This is a genomic window from Amaricoccus sp., assembly GCF_036846665.1.
Taxonomy (GTDB): domain Bacteria; phylum Pseudomonadota; class Alphaproteobacteria; order Rhodobacterales; family Rhodobacteraceae; genus Amaricoccus.
The window spans coordinates 1-15,309 of sequence record NZ_DAIUBO010000084.1; the positions used below are offsets into that span (position 1 = coordinate 1).

25 protein-coding genes and 1 pseudogene are annotated in these 15,309 nt (G+C 66.3%); 13 read left to right on the plus strand and 13 right to left on the minus strand.

Going from position 1 to position 15,309, the window contains the following annotated elements; translation table 11 throughout:
- From V7050_RS10000 to V7050_RS10015, 4 genes are all read right to left on the minus strand, one after another.
- Nucleotides 1-468 (minus strand): FAD-dependent oxidoreductase (locus V7050_RS10000; RefSeq protein WP_324410507.1); only part of this gene is annotated, 468 nt, incomplete at its 3' end.
- Between the two features lie 4 nt (nucleotides 469-472).
- Nucleotides 473-706 carry a mercury resistance system transport protein MerF gene (merF, locus tag V7050_RS10005; RefSeq protein ID WP_324374880.1) on the minus strand — a complete coding sequence of 78 codons (234 nt, stop codon included), beginning with the start codon at nucleotides 704-706 and terminating at the stop codon, nucleotides 473-475.
- Nucleotides 707-710: 4 nt separating this feature from the next.
- A complete protein-coding gene (locus V7050_RS10010; RefSeq protein ID WP_324374878.1) occupies nucleotides 711-1,016 on the minus strand; it encodes a heavy-metal-associated domain-containing protein in 306 nt (101 codons plus the stop codon).
- A gap of 18 nt (nucleotides 1,017-1,034) precedes the next feature.
- Entirely contained in the window at nucleotides 1,035-1,424 is a 390-nt protein-coding gene (locus tag V7050_RS10015) for a mercuric transporter MerT family protein (protein ID WP_324374876.1), read from the minus strand.
- Nucleotides 1,425-1,500: 76 nt separating this feature from the next.
- On the opposite strand from V7050_RS10015, the gene V7050_RS10020 reads away from it, so the two are divergent.
- A complete protein-coding gene (locus tag V7050_RS10020) occupies nucleotides 1,501-1,917 on the plus strand; it encodes a MerR family transcriptional regulator (RefSeq protein ID WP_324374874.1) in 417 nt (138 codons plus the stop codon).
- 107 nt (nucleotides 1,918-2,024) lie between these two features.
- Here the strand turns inward: V7050_RS10020 and V7050_RS10025 are convergent, their stop codons facing one another.
- The 6 genes from V7050_RS10025 to V7050_RS10050 all read right to left on the minus strand — a co-directional run bounded on the left by V7050_RS10025 (nucleotide 2,025) and on the right by V7050_RS10050 (nucleotide 5,171).
- A complete protein-coding gene (locus V7050_RS10025) occupies nucleotides 2,025-2,642 on the minus strand; it encodes a uracil-DNA glycosylase family protein (RefSeq protein WP_324374872.1) in 618 nt (205 codons plus the stop codon).
- Nucleotides 2,623-3,012 carry a VOC family protein gene (locus V7050_RS10030; protein ID WP_324374871.1) on the minus strand — a complete coding sequence of 130 codons (390 nt, stop codon included), beginning with the start codon at nucleotides 3,010-3,012 and terminating at the stop codon, nucleotides 2,623-2,625. Before V7050_RS10030 ends, V7050_RS10025 begins: the two co-directional genes overlap by 20 nt.
- On the minus strand, nucleotides 3,009-3,524 hold the full coding sequence (locus tag V7050_RS10035; RefSeq protein ID WP_324374868.1) for a GNAT family N-acetyltransferase: 516 nt from the start codon (nucleotides 3,522-3,524) through the stop codon (nucleotides 3,009-3,011). Before V7050_RS10035 ends, V7050_RS10030 begins: the two co-directional genes overlap by 4 nt.
- Nucleotides 3,521-4,213 carry a glutathione S-transferase family protein gene (locus V7050_RS10040; protein ID WP_324374866.1) on the minus strand — a complete coding sequence of 231 codons (693 nt, stop codon included), beginning with the start codon at nucleotides 4,211-4,213 and terminating at the stop codon, nucleotides 3,521-3,523. Before V7050_RS10040 ends, V7050_RS10035 begins: the two co-directional genes overlap by 4 nt.
- Before the next feature lie 74 nt (nucleotides 4,214-4,287).
- The gene (locus tag V7050_RS10045) at nucleotides 4,288-4,656 is read right to left on the minus strand and encodes a cupredoxin domain-containing protein (protein ID WP_324374864.1); all 369 of its coding nucleotides are present in this window, start codon (nucleotides 4,654-4,656) and stop codon (nucleotides 4,288-4,290) included.
- On the minus strand, nucleotides 4,644-5,171 hold the full coding sequence (locus tag V7050_RS10050) for a DUF4142 domain-containing protein (RefSeq protein WP_324374862.1): 528 nt from the start codon (nucleotides 5,169-5,171) through the stop codon (nucleotides 4,644-4,646). The genes V7050_RS10045 and V7050_RS10050 overlap by 13 nt, the downstream gene beginning before the upstream one ends.
- Nucleotides 5,172-5,311: 140 nt before the next feature.
- Here V7050_RS10050 and V7050_RS10055 point away from each other — a divergent pair, with 140 nt between their 5' ends.
- From V7050_RS10055 to V7050_RS10070, 4 genes are all read left to right on the plus strand, one after another.
- Nucleotides 5,312-6,268: an AraC family transcriptional regulator gene (locus V7050_RS10055; RefSeq protein ID WP_324374921.1), complete on the plus strand. Its 957-nt coding sequence runs from the start codon at nucleotides 5,312-5,314 to the stop codon at nucleotides 6,266-6,268.
- Nucleotides 6,265-6,735 (plus strand): GNAT family N-acetyltransferase, encoded by a 471-nt coding sequence (locus tag V7050_RS10060; RefSeq protein WP_324374860.1) that lies wholly within the window; start codon nucleotides 6,265-6,267, stop codon nucleotides 6,733-6,735. Before V7050_RS10055 ends, V7050_RS10060 begins: the two co-directional genes overlap by 4 nt.
- A gap of 170 nt (nucleotides 6,736-6,905) precedes the next feature.
- On the plus strand, nucleotides 6,906-7,268 hold the full coding sequence (locus V7050_RS10065; protein WP_324374858.1) for an SPW repeat domain-containing protein: 363 nt from the start codon (nucleotides 6,906-6,908) through the stop codon (nucleotides 7,266-7,268).
- A gap of 30 nt (nucleotides 7,269-7,298) precedes the next feature.
- Nucleotides 7,299-7,841 carry a carboxymuconolactone decarboxylase family protein gene (locus tag V7050_RS10070; protein WP_324374856.1) on the plus strand — a complete coding sequence of 181 codons (543 nt, stop codon included), beginning with the start codon at nucleotides 7,299-7,301 and terminating at the stop codon, nucleotides 7,839-7,841.
- Nucleotides 7,842-7,879: 38 nt separating this feature from the next.
- Here V7050_RS10070 and V7050_RS10075 read toward each other — a convergent pair whose 3' ends face one another.
- The gene (locus V7050_RS10075) at nucleotides 7,880-8,302 is read right to left on the minus strand and encodes a winged helix-turn-helix transcriptional regulator (protein WP_299047130.1); all 423 of its coding nucleotides are present in this window, start codon (nucleotides 8,300-8,302) and stop codon (nucleotides 7,880-7,882) included.
- 135 nt (nucleotides 8,303-8,437) lie between these two features.
- On the opposite strand from V7050_RS10075, the gene gstA reads away from it, so the two are divergent.
- The 8 genes and pseudogenes from gstA to V7050_RS10115 all read left to right on the plus strand — a co-directional run.
- A complete protein-coding gene (gene gstA / locus V7050_RS10080; protein ID WP_324374854.1) occupies nucleotides 8,438-9,052 on the plus strand; it encodes a glutathione transferase GstA in 615 nt (204 codons plus the stop codon).
- 59 nt (nucleotides 9,053-9,111) lie between these two features.
- Nucleotides 9,112-9,504, plus strand: coding sequence for a nuclear transport factor 2 family protein (locus tag V7050_RS10085; RefSeq protein WP_324374852.1), 393 nt, complete (start codon nucleotides 9,112-9,114; stop codon nucleotides 9,502-9,504).
- 3 nt (nucleotides 9,505-9,507) lie between these two features.
- A complete protein-coding gene (locus V7050_RS10090; protein WP_299047122.1) occupies nucleotides 9,508-9,714 on the plus strand; it encodes a tautomerase family protein in 207 nt (68 codons plus the stop codon).
- On the plus strand, nucleotides 9,711-10,703 hold the full coding sequence (locus tag V7050_RS10095; protein ID WP_324374848.1) for an NAD(P)H-dependent flavin oxidoreductase: 993 nt from the start codon (nucleotides 9,711-9,713) through the stop codon (nucleotides 10,701-10,703). The genes V7050_RS10090 and V7050_RS10095 overlap by 4 nt, the downstream gene beginning before the upstream one ends.
- Nucleotides 10,700-11,350: a glutathione S-transferase N-terminal domain-containing protein gene (locus V7050_RS10100; RefSeq protein ID WP_324374846.1), complete on the plus strand. Its 651-nt coding sequence runs from the start codon at nucleotides 10,700-10,702 to the stop codon at nucleotides 11,348-11,350. The genes V7050_RS10095 and V7050_RS10100 overlap by 4 nt, the downstream gene beginning before the upstream one ends.
- Nucleotides 11,347-12,021 carry a cupin domain-containing protein gene (locus tag V7050_RS10105; protein ID WP_324374844.1) on the plus strand — a complete coding sequence of 225 codons (675 nt, stop codon included), beginning with the start codon at nucleotides 11,347-11,349 and terminating at the stop codon, nucleotides 12,019-12,021. Before V7050_RS10100 ends, V7050_RS10105 begins: the two co-directional genes overlap by 4 nt.
- Complete coding sequence (locus V7050_RS10110) at nucleotides 12,018-12,968, plus strand: pyridoxamine 5'-phosphate oxidase family protein (RefSeq protein ID WP_324374842.1); 951 nt, start codon at nucleotides 12,018-12,020, stop codon at nucleotides 12,966-12,968. The genes V7050_RS10105 and V7050_RS10110 overlap by 4 nt, the downstream gene beginning before the upstream one ends.
- 125 nt (nucleotides 12,969-13,093) lie before the next feature.
- Nucleotides 13,094-13,837, plus strand: a pseudogene (locus V7050_RS10115) (IS5 family transposase); the annotation flags it as partial.
- 196 nt (nucleotides 13,838-14,033) lie between these two features.
- Here V7050_RS10115 and V7050_RS10120 read toward each other — a convergent pair.
- Nucleotides 14,034-14,264 (minus strand): DUF2274 domain-containing protein, encoded by a 231-nt coding sequence (locus V7050_RS10120; protein ID WP_324374840.1) that lies wholly within the window; start codon nucleotides 14,262-14,264, stop codon nucleotides 14,034-14,036.
- Nucleotide 14,265: 1 nt separating this feature from the next.
- On the minus strand, nucleotides 14,266-15,309 hold a 1,044-nt coding region (locus V7050_RS10125), incomplete at its 5' end, for a TrbI/VirB10 family protein (protein WP_324374838.1).

Consider the following 15,309-nt stretch of genomic DNA (forward strand, 5'->3'; position numbering starts at 1 on the left):
GTCGGGCACGGCGGGTCGGCCACCGGTCGCGACGATCCCCTTGGGAGCCGTGATCCTGCGCCCGCCGACCTCGACCCCGCCGGGGACGAGACGCGCCGGACCCTCGTCGAGATAGGTCACACCCTCGTAGCCCGGCAGCAGATCGGCGTACTTCTTCTGGCGCAGTGTCGTGACCAATTCGTCCTTGGCGGCGACGAGCGCCGCCCAATCAGATACCCGCGCCTCGCCGTGCAGGCCAGGGAACCGGCGCGCCGACTGCGCACCGTGCAGGGCTTCTGCGGCCCTGATCATCGTCTTGGAGGGCACGCAGCCCACGTTCACGCAGGTGCCGCCGATGGTGCCATGCCCGATCAGCGCGACCCGTTTGCCACTTTCCGCGGCCGTGATCGCGGCCGAGAAGCCGGCCGATCCGGCGCCGATCACAGCAAGGTCGAAATCGCCCCTGGGCGCGCAGCAGTCGTCTTTCATCAAGTTATCCATCCGTTCGAGCGGTCTGGCGCCGCTGCCGTCTCCAGACCGCGTACACGGTCAGTGCGACGAAAAATGCGAGAGCGGGGAGCAGAACGTAGTCGAGCCAACCCAGCCAGGCCGACAGGCCCACCGCGCCCAGAAGCACCACGAGCACCGGCGTGAAGCAGCAGAGCGCTGCGATGACGGTGCCGACGATCCCTGTCGCGATCAGCTTGCTGTCGGTATGCTCGGTCATCCCGTCAGCCCGAGACGCGCGCCGGGTAGCCTGCATTGGCCGACGCGGTCGCGATGGCGTCGGCGCTGGTCGCGGCGGTGTCGAAGACGACCGTGGCGGTGCGGGCCTCGAAGTCGATCTCGACGGCACGGACGCCCGCGACGCCCTCCATCGCGCGCTTCACGGTGATCGGACACAGCGCGCAGGTCATGTTGTCGACCGCGAAAGTGACGGTCTGCTCGGCGGCGACGGTCTGCGCGGCAACTGGGATGGCGGTGACCGGCGCAACGGCGGTCAGGCCGAACAGGGCAAGGGCAAGGATCTTCTTCATGAGGGTGTCCTTTCGGGATCAGTAGAGAAGCGGGGCCCACCAGTCGATGGTGAGGGCTGCGAGAACGAGGATCAGGGAGGCCCAGAGCGCGCTCTTGGTGATGCGCGCCGATGCGGGCCTTGTGCAGTAGGAGCCGGGTTCGCAGACGGTCGGCTTGCGAACATACACCTGCCAGAATCCGGCCCCGATGAAGCCGAGCGCGATCACGGCAAAGATCGGCTTGTAAGGCTCTAGCGCCGTCAGGTTGCCGATCCAGGCCCCCGAGATGCCGAGGGTCAGCAGCACCAAGGGCCCGATGCAGCAGGCCGAGGCGAGAAAGGCGCCCACAATCCCGCCCGCCGCGAGCCAGCCCTTTCGGGCGGGGCGATCCGCCGCTGAAGTGTCCGTTCTGTCGTCCGTCAGCGCCATGTCGCGCACCTCTCGTCTGTGATTGACGATGGGTGTAGGGTCTGTAGCAACTACAGGCTCAAGAGGAAACTTGCCCATGATCGATCACGAGCGCGAGAGCGGCTTCACACGCGGAGATCTTGCCCGGACGACCGGCTGCAACATCGAGACGATCCGCTACTATGAGAAGACCGGCCTGCTGCCCGACCCGCCCCGGACCGACGCCGGCTACCGGATCTATTCCGCCGCACACGCCACGCGCCTGCGCTTCATCCTGCGCGCCCGCGAACTCGGGTTTTCTATGGAGGACATTCGCGGGCTGATGGGGCTCGAAGACGGTGCCGCGCCGACCTGCGCCGAGGTCAAGGAGCGGACGGAGCGCCACCTTGCGGACGTGCGGGCGAAGATCGCAGACCTCAGGCGGATAGAGAAAGTGCTCTCAGTGACGGCGGCTCAATGTTCTGGAGAGGATGTCCCGGAATGCCCGGTTCTGGAAACGCTCGAAGGCTCGTGACTGCGCCGGGATCTGCCACGTGGGACTCAGCCACCGTCGACACACGCCCGCGCCTGGTCGCGCACGGCCCGTTTGACCCTTGCGTTACAACCGGACGCCTGCGCCCGTCATGTCGGCGGATCACCGAGGAGTTCTGCGACGCGCGTCTGGAGCATGGGCAGCACGTCTTCTTCGAACCAGGCATTGCGCCGGAACCAACCTGCGTTGCGCGGGCTTGGGTGGGGCAGCAAGATCACCTCGGGCCAGCGCGTACGCCAGTCCCGCATCGCATTCCCAAGCGGCCGGTTCTTGGTGTCTGGAAGGTGCCATGCCTGCGCATGACGTCCGATCACCACGGTGAGGCGCACACTGGAAAGAGCGTCGAGCAATGGCTGCCGCCAGCGGAGCGCACATTCGGAGCGCGGAGGCAGGTCGCTTGATCGGCCAGTTCCCGGATAGCAGAATCCCATCGGCAGGATGGTAACCTTCTCAGGATCCCGAAATGTGGCCCCGTCAAGGCCGAGCCAATGTCTCAGCCGCACACCCGATGCGTCGTCGAATGGACGCCCGGCAAGATGTGTCCGCCGTCCCGGCGCCTGCCCTGCGATCAGGATGCGCGCGCCGGCGCCGATCTGGACGATCGGGCGCGGCCCGAGGGGCAGGTCCGCGCAGGCCGTGCAGGCGGCGACCTGCGCACGCAGCCGTTTGATCTCGGCCGGGCCGTGATCAGGCGCTGAATCCGCCATGAACCAGCTCGATCTTGTTGCCCCAGGGGTCGCGCAGATAGGCGGCGAAGACGCCGGGCATCGGATAGGCGGCGCGCAGGCCCGGAGCGCCCTCGTCGATTGCCCCGGCGTCGAGGCCCGCGGCATGGACCTTTGCGACCGCTTCGCGATCCGGCGCAGCGAAGGCGACGTGAGCGCCGTTGCCCGCCGAGGCGGGTCCGCCATCGAAGGGGCGTAGCAGCAGAAAGGCTATGCGGTCGCGGCCGAAGGCGGCGAAGCCATCTCCTTCGGCCTGACAACGGATGCCGAGTTCATCCAGAACGCGGCCGTAGAAGGCGCGCGCCGCAGGCACGTCGGCAACCCCGAGGCTGAGATGGTCGATGGTGGTCATGGGAACTCTCCTTGTGAACGCTGGTTGATCGACTGGGTGTCGAGACGAAATTTCAGGAATGTCGCGCCGGAGTGATCCTGCCGGCCGACAGACTGCGCCCCGATCCGGTGCAGCGCACCGAGGTTGCGGCGCGAGGGCGGCAGGAGGAAGGTGACGAAGGGGATGCGCGGATCGGCCCGCGCGAAGTCGAGCGCCGCCCGCGTGATCCGCTGGCCAAGCCCGAAATCCTGCGGTCGCAGCACGAGGCCGAAGTCCCATTCCTCGCCTTCCTTCTGAAAGCCGCCCCAGCCGACGTATCGGCCATCGGCCAGAAAGGCCCAGTGACCGAGACCGTCCCGCGCCCAGCATGCCTCCTTGGCCACCACGAAAGCTTGCGCCTCGGCCTCGCCCCAGGCGCCTGCCAGAAGCGGCATGTGTGCGCGCAGGCGCGGATCCGACATGTGCGCAACCAACTCCTCAAGTGGCACCTCGGTCAGCCGCGCGAAGCGGAGGGCGGGGACGGCGCGGTTCATGCCGATTGCCGGAGCGCGCTGCAGGACTGTTCCATCATCCGCGACAGCGCGCTGTCCTTGCGGCGCAGGAAGGCGGCAAGCCTGTCGTGGTAGTCGGGCGCGACCGCGTTCCGCACAGACGGCCTGTCGGCAAGCTCGAGGCGCCACGCGGACATCCCGGCCAGACCGTCGAAGACGCCGAAATCGCCAATCCGGTCGAACGTCTCGAAATAGCGGAAGGCCGGCGCGAAGACCGCATCGACCAGGCTGAATCGCTCGCCAGCGAACCAGGGGCCGGGGCCAAGCTGGCCTTCCATCACCCGGAACCGGGCGTGGAGCGCCGCGGCCTTTCGCTCGAGTGTCCCGGAATCGGGGGCGGTGTAGAACCCGGCGATGTCGTTCAGGCATTCCGAGGCGAAGCCGATCCAGGCACGATGCCGTGCGCGCTCGACCGGGTCTGCGGGATGCAGCGGCTGGGGCAGCGTGTCCTCGAGGAATTCGAGGATCGCGGCGGATTCGAACAGCGCCGCCTCGCCGACCTTCAGGACCGGCGTCCGACCGAGCGGTGACAATGCCAGAAACCAGCCGGGCTTGTTCGCCAGATCGACGGTGACGCGCTCGTGCGCGACGCCCTTTTCGGAAAGCGCGATGGCGATGCGCTGAACATAGGGGCACAGCGCGTGACTGACGAGGGTGATGGACAGGGACATTCCATTCTCTCCTGGAAATGGCGCGCAGGCCGTCCTGGGGGTATCTGGGGAACAGAGGGTGGCCCGTGCGTGCGTCAGGCGCCGGACCGGGTCCGGACGGTGACGGTTCCTTTCATGTGGGGGTGATAGGCGCAGAAGTAGGAATAGTCGCCGGGCGCGTCGAACGTGATGCGTGCGCGGCCGCCCTTTTCCAGCGTGCCGGTATCCCAGCTTCCGTCCTCGGCCGTGGCGGTGTGCGGCGCAAGATCGGCATTTGTCCAGGTGATGCTGTCGCCCACAAGGACTTCGACGCCAGCCGGATCGAAGGCGAAGCTGGCGATGCCCACCTCGACCTCGTGCGTGCCGTCATGGGCGCGCACAAGCCCCGGCAGCCCGACCAGGAACAGAGCCGCGCCCAGCCCCCGGCCGAATCCGCGCCGCGTCAGGTGCGTCAGCCCGCGCACGTCAGCCCCGCGACCATGTGCTCGGCGTGCTGCTCATGCGCGCGGAAGGTGACCAGTGCATCCTCGAGCAGCGCCTTCAGCGGCGCCACCGTGACGGCGGGGATGAAGCTCTCGGCGACGGTCTGGTTGACGATCTGATGATAGGCCAACTCGTTCGTCGCGTAGGCGCAGTCGAAGGCGTTGCCGCTCAGCGCCATCAATTCGGCGCGCTTGGCGGCAGCGCCCTCGACGAGGGCCTGACTCAGCGCGTTGTTCTGCGGCGTCACCTTCAGCTCGGAGATCAGCGCGCCAGCCGCCTCGTTCACCGCCGTGTGGTCGCGGATCATCGTCTGGGCGAAGTCGCGGACCGCCTCATTCTCGGAAATCGCCAGCGCCAGATGTGCATAGCGGATGTCGAGCCCGCCTGCGGTGTAGGCGGTGTGGGCGATCTCGAGGTCGTTCATCGGCTCGTCCGCCTGAGCGGCGAGGCCGGTCGTGGCGAGGGCGAGTCCAATGGCAAGGGTCAAGTTCTTCATGGGAGTGTCTCCAGGTTGGTGGTTTGAACGCCACCGATTTGCCCGAGATCATCCGGCGTTTGAATGCCGGAAAGTCCGGAATTCATGCGAGATCGTCCTACGAGCTGGACGTGTCTGAAATTGCTGATAAACTCTTCGCCATGTTGGACCTGCTCAGTGACATCCTCACCCGCCTTTCGCTTCGTGGTACGCTTTACTTCCGCACGAGCTTCACGGAGCCCTGGGGCGTCCGCGTGCCCGCCTTTCGCGATGTGGCGCGATTCCATTTTGCCCATCGCGGCGAGGCGCTTGTGCGCGTGTCGGGGCTCGACGTTCCCGTGCATCTGGCGCAGGGCGATCTGATCGTGATTCCGCACGGCACGGCGCATGTGCTGTCTTGCCGTCATACCGGGCCGGACGACGCTCTGCCTCTGGACGATGTGCTGTCCCGATCGAAATTTCCGGGACACGGAACATTGGTCTGGGGCGGCGATGACAGCCCGCGCGACACGCAGCTGATCTGCGGGCATTTCGCGCTGGCGGAAGGGTCGCGGCACCTGCTGATGGACCGCCTGCCACCGTTCATCCACTTGCGCGGATATGGCGAGGAAGCCGGACCCTGGCTCGAAGCCACCCTCAAGGTCATCGGGGCCGAGGCCGGCGGCGCGCGGCTCGGCGGCGATCTGATCGCCCTGAAGATGTCCGAGGCGATCTTCGCCCAGGCGATCCGCGCCCATATCGAGGCGGAGCACGAGACCGACTGTGGCGTGGCCGGTTTTGCCGACCCCCATCTGGCGCGGGCGCTGACCGCCTTTCACCGTGCGCCGACCGCCGACTGGACGGTTGCCAGCCTCGCCCGCGAGGCGGGGCTGTCGCGGACGGGCTTTGCCGAACGGTTTTCGGACCGGCTCGGCGTCACGCCGATGGCCTATGTGACATCCTGGCGAATGCAGATCGCGCGTGAGGCGCTTTCGGCGCGGGGGCTGTCGGTCGCCGAGGCGGCCGAAGTTTCGGGCTATGCCTCGGAATCGGCCTTCAGCCGGGTCTTCAAGAAAGAGATCGGCGTGTCGCCTGCCGCCTTTCGCCAGTCCGGCTCCGCGCGCCGCGAGGCGGCGTGATCGGGGCGCAGCCCGTGACAGTCCGCGACGCGCGGCCCGAGAACGCGGAGGCCATAGGTCGATTGTCGCGCACTTTGGCGGCGCATGTGGCGGACCCCGATCCCGGACGCGACGCTGCCGGAATCGTGGCTGCGTGTTTCGGCCCGGACAGGTGGATCGAGGTCATCCTCGCCGAACGCCGGGGCGAGATCGTCGGCCTCGCCGCCTGGTGTCGGCGCTTCGAACTCCATACGCGGGAACGATCCCTCTGGCTTGCTGATCTGGTGGTGGCGGAGACGGCACGGCGCGAAGGCGTTGGACACTTGCTCGTGCAATCGATTCATCAGCGCGCGCAGGCGATGGGCTGCGGCACGATCGTCGCGGATCTTTGGGTCGATAACGCGTCAGCGCGCGCCTTCTATGACCGGATTGGCGCCCGCGCCAATACCGAGATCGAGATCCGCGTGATCGACTTGCCGATGCGCTGACGCCGCCCGTCGGCACGCTGATGGCATCCAAAGCTTCTCATAGCCCATCAACCTGGACGATTTGCAATATATTCCGGCGTATCGCGCATTCATCGTCCCAAATTTTTAATCTATCTCGGTCTTGTGGCATTCGCGCCGCCCTGACAACGCTTTGCACAAGGACCCGCAACATGCGCTTCGTAACCAAAACCATCCATGCCTGGCTCGACTACCCGGTCGCGCTGGCCCTCATCGCCCTGCCGTTCGTTCTCGGGCTCGGCGCCTCACATCCGCTTGCGCTGGCGATCTCGCCGGTCGTCGGCGTTGCGGCCTTCCTTCTGACCGTATTCACCGACCACCACCTCGGCGTGATCCGTGTGCTTCCCTACAGGCTGCACCTTGCCGTCGATCTGGTGGTCGGCGTCCTCTTCCTGATCCTGCCCTTTGCGCTCGGCTTCACCGGGCTCGATGCCGCCTACTACTGGCTGAACGGCGCCGCTGTCGTGGCCGTCATCAGCCTCTCCAAACCCGAAAGCGAGATGGTCTCGGCCTGAGCCCTCACCACGTTGAAAGGATGTAAACCAATGGCTCGAATCACCCAGGTTTCCGACACTGCCGCTGCGCCCGAGGCCGCCGCGCTCTTCACCGCCATCAAGGGCAAGATCGGCATGGTGCCGAACCTCTACCGCGTCGCCGCGAACCAGCCCGCGGTGCTGGCTGCCATGCTCGGCCTGAACGAGACGCTGGCGGGCGGCAGCTTCGACGCCCGCACTCGCGAGGCGATCGCGTTGACCGTTGCCGGGGCGAACGCCTGCGACTACTGCGCCTCGGCCCATGCCGCGATCTCGTCCGGGCTCAAGGTCGCGCCCGAAACGATTGACGCCCATCTGTCGGGCCGATCCGACGATCCGCGCACGGCGGCGATCCTGAGACTTGCGGTCGCCATCGTGGCCGCGAAGGGGATGGTCGTGGACGCGGACCTCGATGCTGCACGGGCTGCCGGGCTGACCGAAGCCGACATCGTCGAGACGGTGGCGAACGTGGTAGCAAACATCTTCACCAACTACCTAAACCACGTCGCCGATACTGATATCGATTTCCCCGCCCGTAAGGCCCGCGCGGCCTGACGTCATCGGCCCGGCGGTCCGTCCGCCGGGCCAAGCCGCTATTCCGTGGTCTCGGCGCTGCGCGCCGCACGGAAATGCTTCAGCCGGGGCGTCGCCGCAGCCTGACTGCGCTCGCCGCCAGCGCGGCGCTTGAGCTCCTCGCCCACCGCGGCAATCGCCTCGATCGCGGGCACCAGACGTTGCCCGAGCTCGTTGAGCGCGTATTCCACCGAGGGCGGCGAGGTCGGCATCACTCGCCGGTCGATCACGCCGCACTCCTCGAGCTCGCGCAACCGGGTCGTCAGCACCTTGGGGGAGATCTGCGGGATGTCGGCGCGCAGCTCGCTGAACCGCCGCGGACCGCCGCGCAGATACCAGATGATGTTCGGCGTCCACGCGCCACCGATAATCGCCATGCATTCGAGAAGCGGACAGGCTTCCGGTACCTCGGGCCCCCGGTTTCTCCGCATCTTCAGTGCCATCGCATCCTCTGGTTACCGAATGGAAACTCGAAAGTGAAGGTAACCTTAGGAAACTCGATTTACAATAGATATCTGCATTCCTATCCATATTTCATGCCCATCGCGGGCAACGGATGAAAGAGGAAAGGACCCCAGATGAAACTCTACTACAGCCCCGGCGTCTGTTCGCAGTCGGTGCATATCGCGCTAAACGAGGCCGGCATCGAGCACCTGATCGAAAAGGTCGATCTGGCCAACAAGACCACCGAGAGTGGGACCGATTACAGCCGCGTCAATCCGTTAGGATATGTCCCGGCGCTGGAACTCGACGATGGCGAGGTGCTGCTCGAGGCGCCGGCGATCCTGCAATATGTCGCCGATCTGAAGCCCGAAACCAGCCTCGCCCCCGCGAACGGCACCCGCGAGCGCGTGCGGCTGCAGGCCGAGCTCAACTACACGGCCTCAGAACTGCACAAGTCCTTCGGGCCGTTCTTCGCGCCGGTGAAGCCCGCGGGCGCGCTGAAGGAGCAGGCGCTGGCCAAGCTCGCCAAGCGCTTCGACGCGCTCGAGGCCAAGCTCTCAGACGGCCGCGACTACATCATGGGCCGCGATTTCACGGTCGCGGACACTTACACCTTCGTCGTCGCCTCATGGGCAGGTCTGATTGGGTTCGACCTCTCGGGTTATCCGCATGTGCGAGCCTACATCGAACGCGTCCGTGCCCGGCCCAAGGTTCTGGAAACGTTGAAGCGCGAAGGCCTCGCTGCCTGAGACTTCGGGCGGAACGGCCGGCCGGTCGCTCCGCCTCCTGCCTTGAAGGGAGCATCCCGATGCAAAACACGAAAACCTTGATCGAGGCCCGCATGAAACTCTATTTCGACGGGCTCTATCACAGCGATACCGAAAGGCTCGGCCAGGTCTTCGCCCCCGGAGCGTGTTACGTCTGCGCGACCGGCGGCGAAGTGATCAATCTCGGTCTCGACGAGTATTTCCCGATCGTGGACCGGCGTGAGCCGCCGGCTGCGCGGGGCGAGCCCCGGCGCGACGAGATCGTCTCAATCATCATGGCGGGCGACCGTGCGGCGCTGGTTGTTGCCCGCTGCGCCATCGGCGAGCGCCATTTCACCGATCTTCTCAGTTTCATCGACACGGCCGCAGGCTGGCGGATCATCGCCAAGGTCTTCCACTACGACCTGATCCCTGCGCCGCAACCGCAGGAGTGAACCATGCCCTATGTCAATATCAAGATCACCCGCGAAGGCGCCACGCCCGAACAGAAAGCCCGCTTGATCAAGGGTGCGACCGATCTCCTGGTCGATGTTCTAGGCAAGAACCCGACCACGACCTTCGTCGTGATCGACGAGGTCGAGATGGAGCACTGGGGCATCGGCGGTCTTCCGGTCGAGGAATACCGTCGCCAGGCGGCCCGATGACGGAGTCCGAGATGCCATCCTGCCATGATCTGCTAACCCCGTTCGGGATGTCCGCCCCGCTGTTCCTGGCACCGATGGCGCTGGTCAGCGGCGGCCGCCTTGCTGCCGCCGTGACGTGTGCAGGCGGGTTCGGCTTCATCGGCGGCGGCTATGGCGACCGCGACTGGTTGATTCGCGAGTTTGATGCCGCGGGCGATACGCCCGTGGGCGTCGGTTTCATCACTTGGGCGCTGGCACGGCAGCCCGGCCTACTTGACCTCGCACTGGCGCGCCGACCCCGGGCGATCTTCCTGTCCTTCGGCGACCTTGCGCCCCTTGTCGGGCGCATCCGCGCGGCGGGCGTGCCCCTCTTCGCGCAAGTCCAGACCGTGGCGGGCGCGCGCGCGGCGATCGAGGCGGGCGCAGATATTATCGTGGCACAGGGAACCGAAGCGGGAGGGCACGGAGCGGCGCGCGGCACGCTGGCGCTTGTGCCCGCGGTGCGCGATGCCATCGGCGCGGCGCCGCTGGTGGCTGCGGGCGGCATCGCTGACGGCCGCGGCATGGCCGCCGCCCTGATGCTTGGCGCCGATGCCGTCCTGTGCGGCACCGCCTTCTATGTCGCCGAGGAATCCCTGGCCCATTCCCGTCTGCGCGAAGCGGCGGTCGCGACCTCGGGTGACGACACGTCCCGCGACACGGTCTTCGATCTGGCGCGCGGGCTCGACTGGCCCGTGCCCTGGACGCTCCGCGCCCGCCGCAACGCGTTCCACGGCCGCTGGGCCGAAGCGCCCGGGGCGATGACGCAGGACGACCGCGCCGCCTATGCCGCCGGCGCGATGAAGGGCGACCCGGCGACCGCCGCCGTCATCGTCGGCGAGGCGGTGGACCTTGTGAAATCCGGCGAACCTGCGGCCGCAATCGCCACGCGGATTGCAGGCGAAGCGCGTCACATCCTGTCCGGAGCCGAGGAACGGCTCTGGCCCGAACCGATAGGACTGATACGATGATCGATTTCTACACTTGGAGTACCTCGAACGGCCGCAAGGTCGCAATCGGGCTGGAGGAGATGGGGCTTGCCTACCGCGTGCATCCCATCGACATCTATGCCAACGCCCAGTTCGACCCGGCCTTCACCGCCATTTCCGCCAATGCCAAGATCCCGGCCATCGTCGATCACGACGCGGGCGTGACGATGTTCGAATCCGGCGCGATCCTGATCCATCTGGCCGAGAAGACAGGGCAGTTCCTGCCCGCGTCCGGGCCGCGCCGGGCCGAGGTGCTGCAATGGCTGATGTGGCAGATGGGCGGATTCGGCCCGATCCTAGGCCAGACCGCCCATTTCCTGCACTATAGCCCCGGCAAATCGGCCTATGCCGCCGAGCGTTTCGGCACCGAGGCGCGGCGCCTCTATGGCGTGCTCGACCGGCAGCTGGCCGCGGCCGAGTTCGTCGCCGGCGACTATTCCATCGCCGACATGGCGATCTGGCCGTGGTCGACGCGGTTCGAGCACCAGAAGATCGATCTGCGGGAGTTTGCCCACGTCGCGCGCTGGTACGCGGCGGTCGCTCGCCGCCCCGCCGTGCAACGCGGCTACCGCGTGCCCGATGCCAGTCTCACGCCACCAACCCCTTCCGCGCAGGGAGCCGCCGCATGAAGCTCAACGCCGATTTCACCCGCCGCGCCGTCGTCCATTCCGCCGTGCAGGATTTCGTGCCCTCGCCGATGCCGGGGGTGGAACGTCTCATGCTCGACCGGATCGGCGACGAAGTCGCCCGCGCGACCACCATCGTGCGCTACGCCCCCGGAAGCAGTTTCTCGCCCCACACCCATGACGGCGGCGAGGAGTTTTTGGTGCTCGATGGTGTGTTTCAGGACGAACACGGTGACTCTCCCGCCGGCACATATGTCCGCAACCCCCCGGGCTCGCGCCACCAGCCGGGTTCGGAACCGGGGTGCACGATCTTCGTCAAGCTGCGCCAGTTCGCATCCGATGACGACCGGCATGTGGTGGTCGATACCACGACGCCCAGCATGGCGCCGCTGGTTGGGCGTCCCGGTGCCGTCGGGCGGGTGATCCACGAGGATGAGCGCGAGCTGGTGCGTGTCGAGGAATGGGCCCCGAATGCCCGGATCGAGTTTGCGCCGCGCGGCGGCATCGAGATCCTCTGCCTCGACGGCGGGTTCTCCGAGGGCGGCGAGAGCTTTGGGCGCTGGTCCTGGCTGCGCCTGCCCGACGGCGCGCCGCTGTCGGCCCTGGCCGGCGCCAGGGGGTGCCGCGTCTGGATGAAGGAGGGACATCTGCGCAACCCTTTGGGGCTGTCGTGACCTTGCGCGAACGGGCGAACCGCCGCGGCAGCCGCGCAGGTCGCGAGCAGGGTGTATTCCACGACGGCGAGATCTCGGTGCAGAACCTGGCAGGCGTCCCGCACCGGGCGCGCGAGATGGCCGCGCGCGCGATCAGGGACGCCATGCCGGAACAGCATCAGGCGTTCTTCGCCACGCTGCCTGCCGTATTTCTCGCCCTCACCGACCGGCGCGGCCGGCCTTGGGCGACATTCGCCACTGGCGATCCCGGCTTTGTCAGGGCGGTCTCGTCTCGCCAGCTCCACCTCAGGGCCAGACCGGCGTTGGAGGAGACCCTGGGGCTGGCGACAGCACCCGGCGCGATAGCCGGGCTCATCGGGATCGACTTCGCCACCCGCCGCCGCAACCGGGTGAACGGACGCTTGCTGGCGTCCGAAAACGGCCTCGCCATCGCAGTCGACCAATCCTTCGGAAACTGCCCGAAATACATCGTGCCGCGAAGCCTCGCACCGTTCCGGCAGACCGCCGAACCCATTGCGCGTCGGGCTGCCTGGCCGGACGACGCCGACGTCCGGTCCCTTCTGGCCCGCGCCGACACCTTCTTCATCGCCTCGCACAGCGAAGCTGCCGCGGGCGGCACGGGTGCGGGTCTGGACGTGTCGCATCGCGGCGGGCCTCCTGGGGTTCTCGAGGTTAGGGGCGACGGCGCGCTCTCCTTCCCGGATTTTCCCGGCAACCGCTATTTCAACACTCTCGGAAACTTCCAGTCCGATGGACGTATCGGCATTTTGGTCCCCGATTTCGCCACCTCGGACGCGGTGCACCTGACTGGCCAGGCGAACATCGACTGGGCCCCAGAGCGCACCGTCGCCGGCGACTTGGCAGAGCGTAGAATCGACGTCGCGGTTGAGGAAGTCTGGTACGTGAAACATGCTCTCCCCTTCGTGGCACATTCTGTTGGACCTTGAAACGGCATCGACCAATTTGAACCACTATCAGAAACCGGTCTGCGTTTGGCTCTTCGAAGGGCTCCTTTTTTTTGCAGATCCTGTGAGGGATTCACCTCGTGAATCCAGCGTGTTAGCTGGGGTGCATGAGCACGCTTCCTCCCCCTACTTACAGGATCAGGAACTGGCCAGCCTACAATGAAGCGCTCAAGCGCCAGGACGCGCTGAAGATCTGGTTAAACCTCGAGATGAGCTGGAAGGCTCCGCGGACAAGAAGGCGCGGCCGCCAGCGGAACTACAGCGATGCCGCCATCCAGACTTGCCTTTCGATGAAGGTGCTGTTCGGCATGGCGCTCTGGCAGATGACCGGGTTCGTCGAGTGCCTGTTGCGGCTGGGTGGCTTCGACTGGACGATGACTGTCTTCAGTACGTTTTTTCGGCGCCAGAAGATTTTGGCCGACAACATCCCCTACCGCGGCTCCAAGGGCCCGTTGCACCAGTTGATCGATCGCACCGGGATCAAGATCGAGGGCGAAGGCAATTGGCACGCACGCACGCGTGGCGGCACCAAACGGCGTGTGTGACGCAAGATCCATCTCGGGATTGATAAGGAAACTTAGAGGTTCGGGCTATCGAGATCACCGGGAGCCACATCCTTGATGCACAGTGCTAGCCAACGTGCTCAACCAGATCCGGACGCAAGAGCCGATCGGCGGCGTCACCGCCGACGGTGCCTATGACACAGGCAAATGCCACGACGCCATCACCACCCGCGGCACACATGCCGTCATCCGCCCCGCAAGTATGCTAAGCCTTGGAAGACCGTTGCCGCCGGTGCCGCCTCACGAAATGAAGTCTTGCGTGCCCCGAAATACGTCGGCTACGCCCTGTGACGACATAGCCAGCACGATATTTCGCGATATTGCACGATCAGAACGTAAACAAATACTGCACGCAATACCACATAACTTACTGAATCTAGTTTCCAATCTCGACCGTCCATCACCAGACCGATGGTCAAGCTGTCCGGTTACACCAGCTTCGTTCTTCTAGAGACCGGAGCCGTTGATCATGGTCCTCGCTTCGTCAGCCAGGTTTCGAGAGCGTTCGTCGCGCCTTCGCAAACCCGCGGTCCGTCGCGATGAACCGCTCCAGCATGGGAACCACCAGCCTCTTGGCTTCGATCGGCCCGTGCCCTGCTTCCCGGCCAAGGACTTCACCATAGGCGATCAGGTCGCGATGCAACTGCGCCGGTAGTTCCACGGACAGCTTCACCGGCTTGTCGTCCGGGATGCGGCCGAGTTTCAGCTTGGTCATGTCAGCCTCCGGGTGGCGCGAAGACGAGGTCGCGCGTGACGATCACACGGACGGGGAAGCCCGGCCGAATGGTGAGGGTCGGTGCGACCTCCAGCTGGCGCTGAACGATGCGCTGCCCGGCCTCGTTGATCGTATCCAGGGCCCCGTCACGGAGAGCACGGGCGAGGCGGTCTTCGTCGTCGAGGGAGAGCTCCGCGCCAACGGCGAGCAGGGTCGAAAGCCCCGCCGCGCGCAGGATGCTGGCCCAGTGATTGTCGACGCGGTCCTCGAGACCGGCATAGCCCGCGGCATCCGCCCCGGGCTGGCGTTCGAGGACGAGGGAGCGCCCATCCGGGAAGATCAGCCGCGTCCAGACCAGGAGCACGCGGCGCTGGCCGACAGTGACGCTGTCGTCGTAGGCGCCGATCAGGCGGGTGCCTTGCGGGATCAGGAGCAGGCTGCCGGTCGGGCTGTCATAGACGTTCTGGATGACCTGCGCGGTGATCTGACCTGGCAGGTCGGAGCGAATGCCGGTGATCAGCGCGGCCGGGATGACGGAGCCGGCCTGCAGGAGCCAGGGCGACGCCGGGGACTGCATGCGGTCGGGCGCGACCGTTCCGCGGTCGGTCGCCGCGGTCAGAAAGGCCTGGCGTGGATCGGTTTCCGGGGTAGCGGCCAAACCGCCTCCGGGCGCCGCAGCCGGCATCTGGAACCCGGTGGACGCGGGCGCTCCGGGCCGCGTCTGGAAGAACAGGTCACTCACGCGGGCCGCTTCCCGTTCCGCAAGCCGTTGCTGCTCCGCCGGGTCCATGGTCGGGGGCGCGAGGCTTGGAGCCGCGATGGGCTGTCCCCGTTGCTGCGCGTCGAGAATGCCACCACCGAGATCGCCTGGCAGGGGAGGTCCCAGCCGCGGGATTGCATCGTAGCTGCCAGGCAGATCGCGGAGGCCATCGGCGGGCTGGCGGCGATCCGTGGTGATCAGCTCCTCCGGCGCAGCGGTCCGGTCCGGGCGTTGCAGGCCGTAGATTAGCGCCGCACTGATGCCGAGGCCCGCAATGATGCCGAG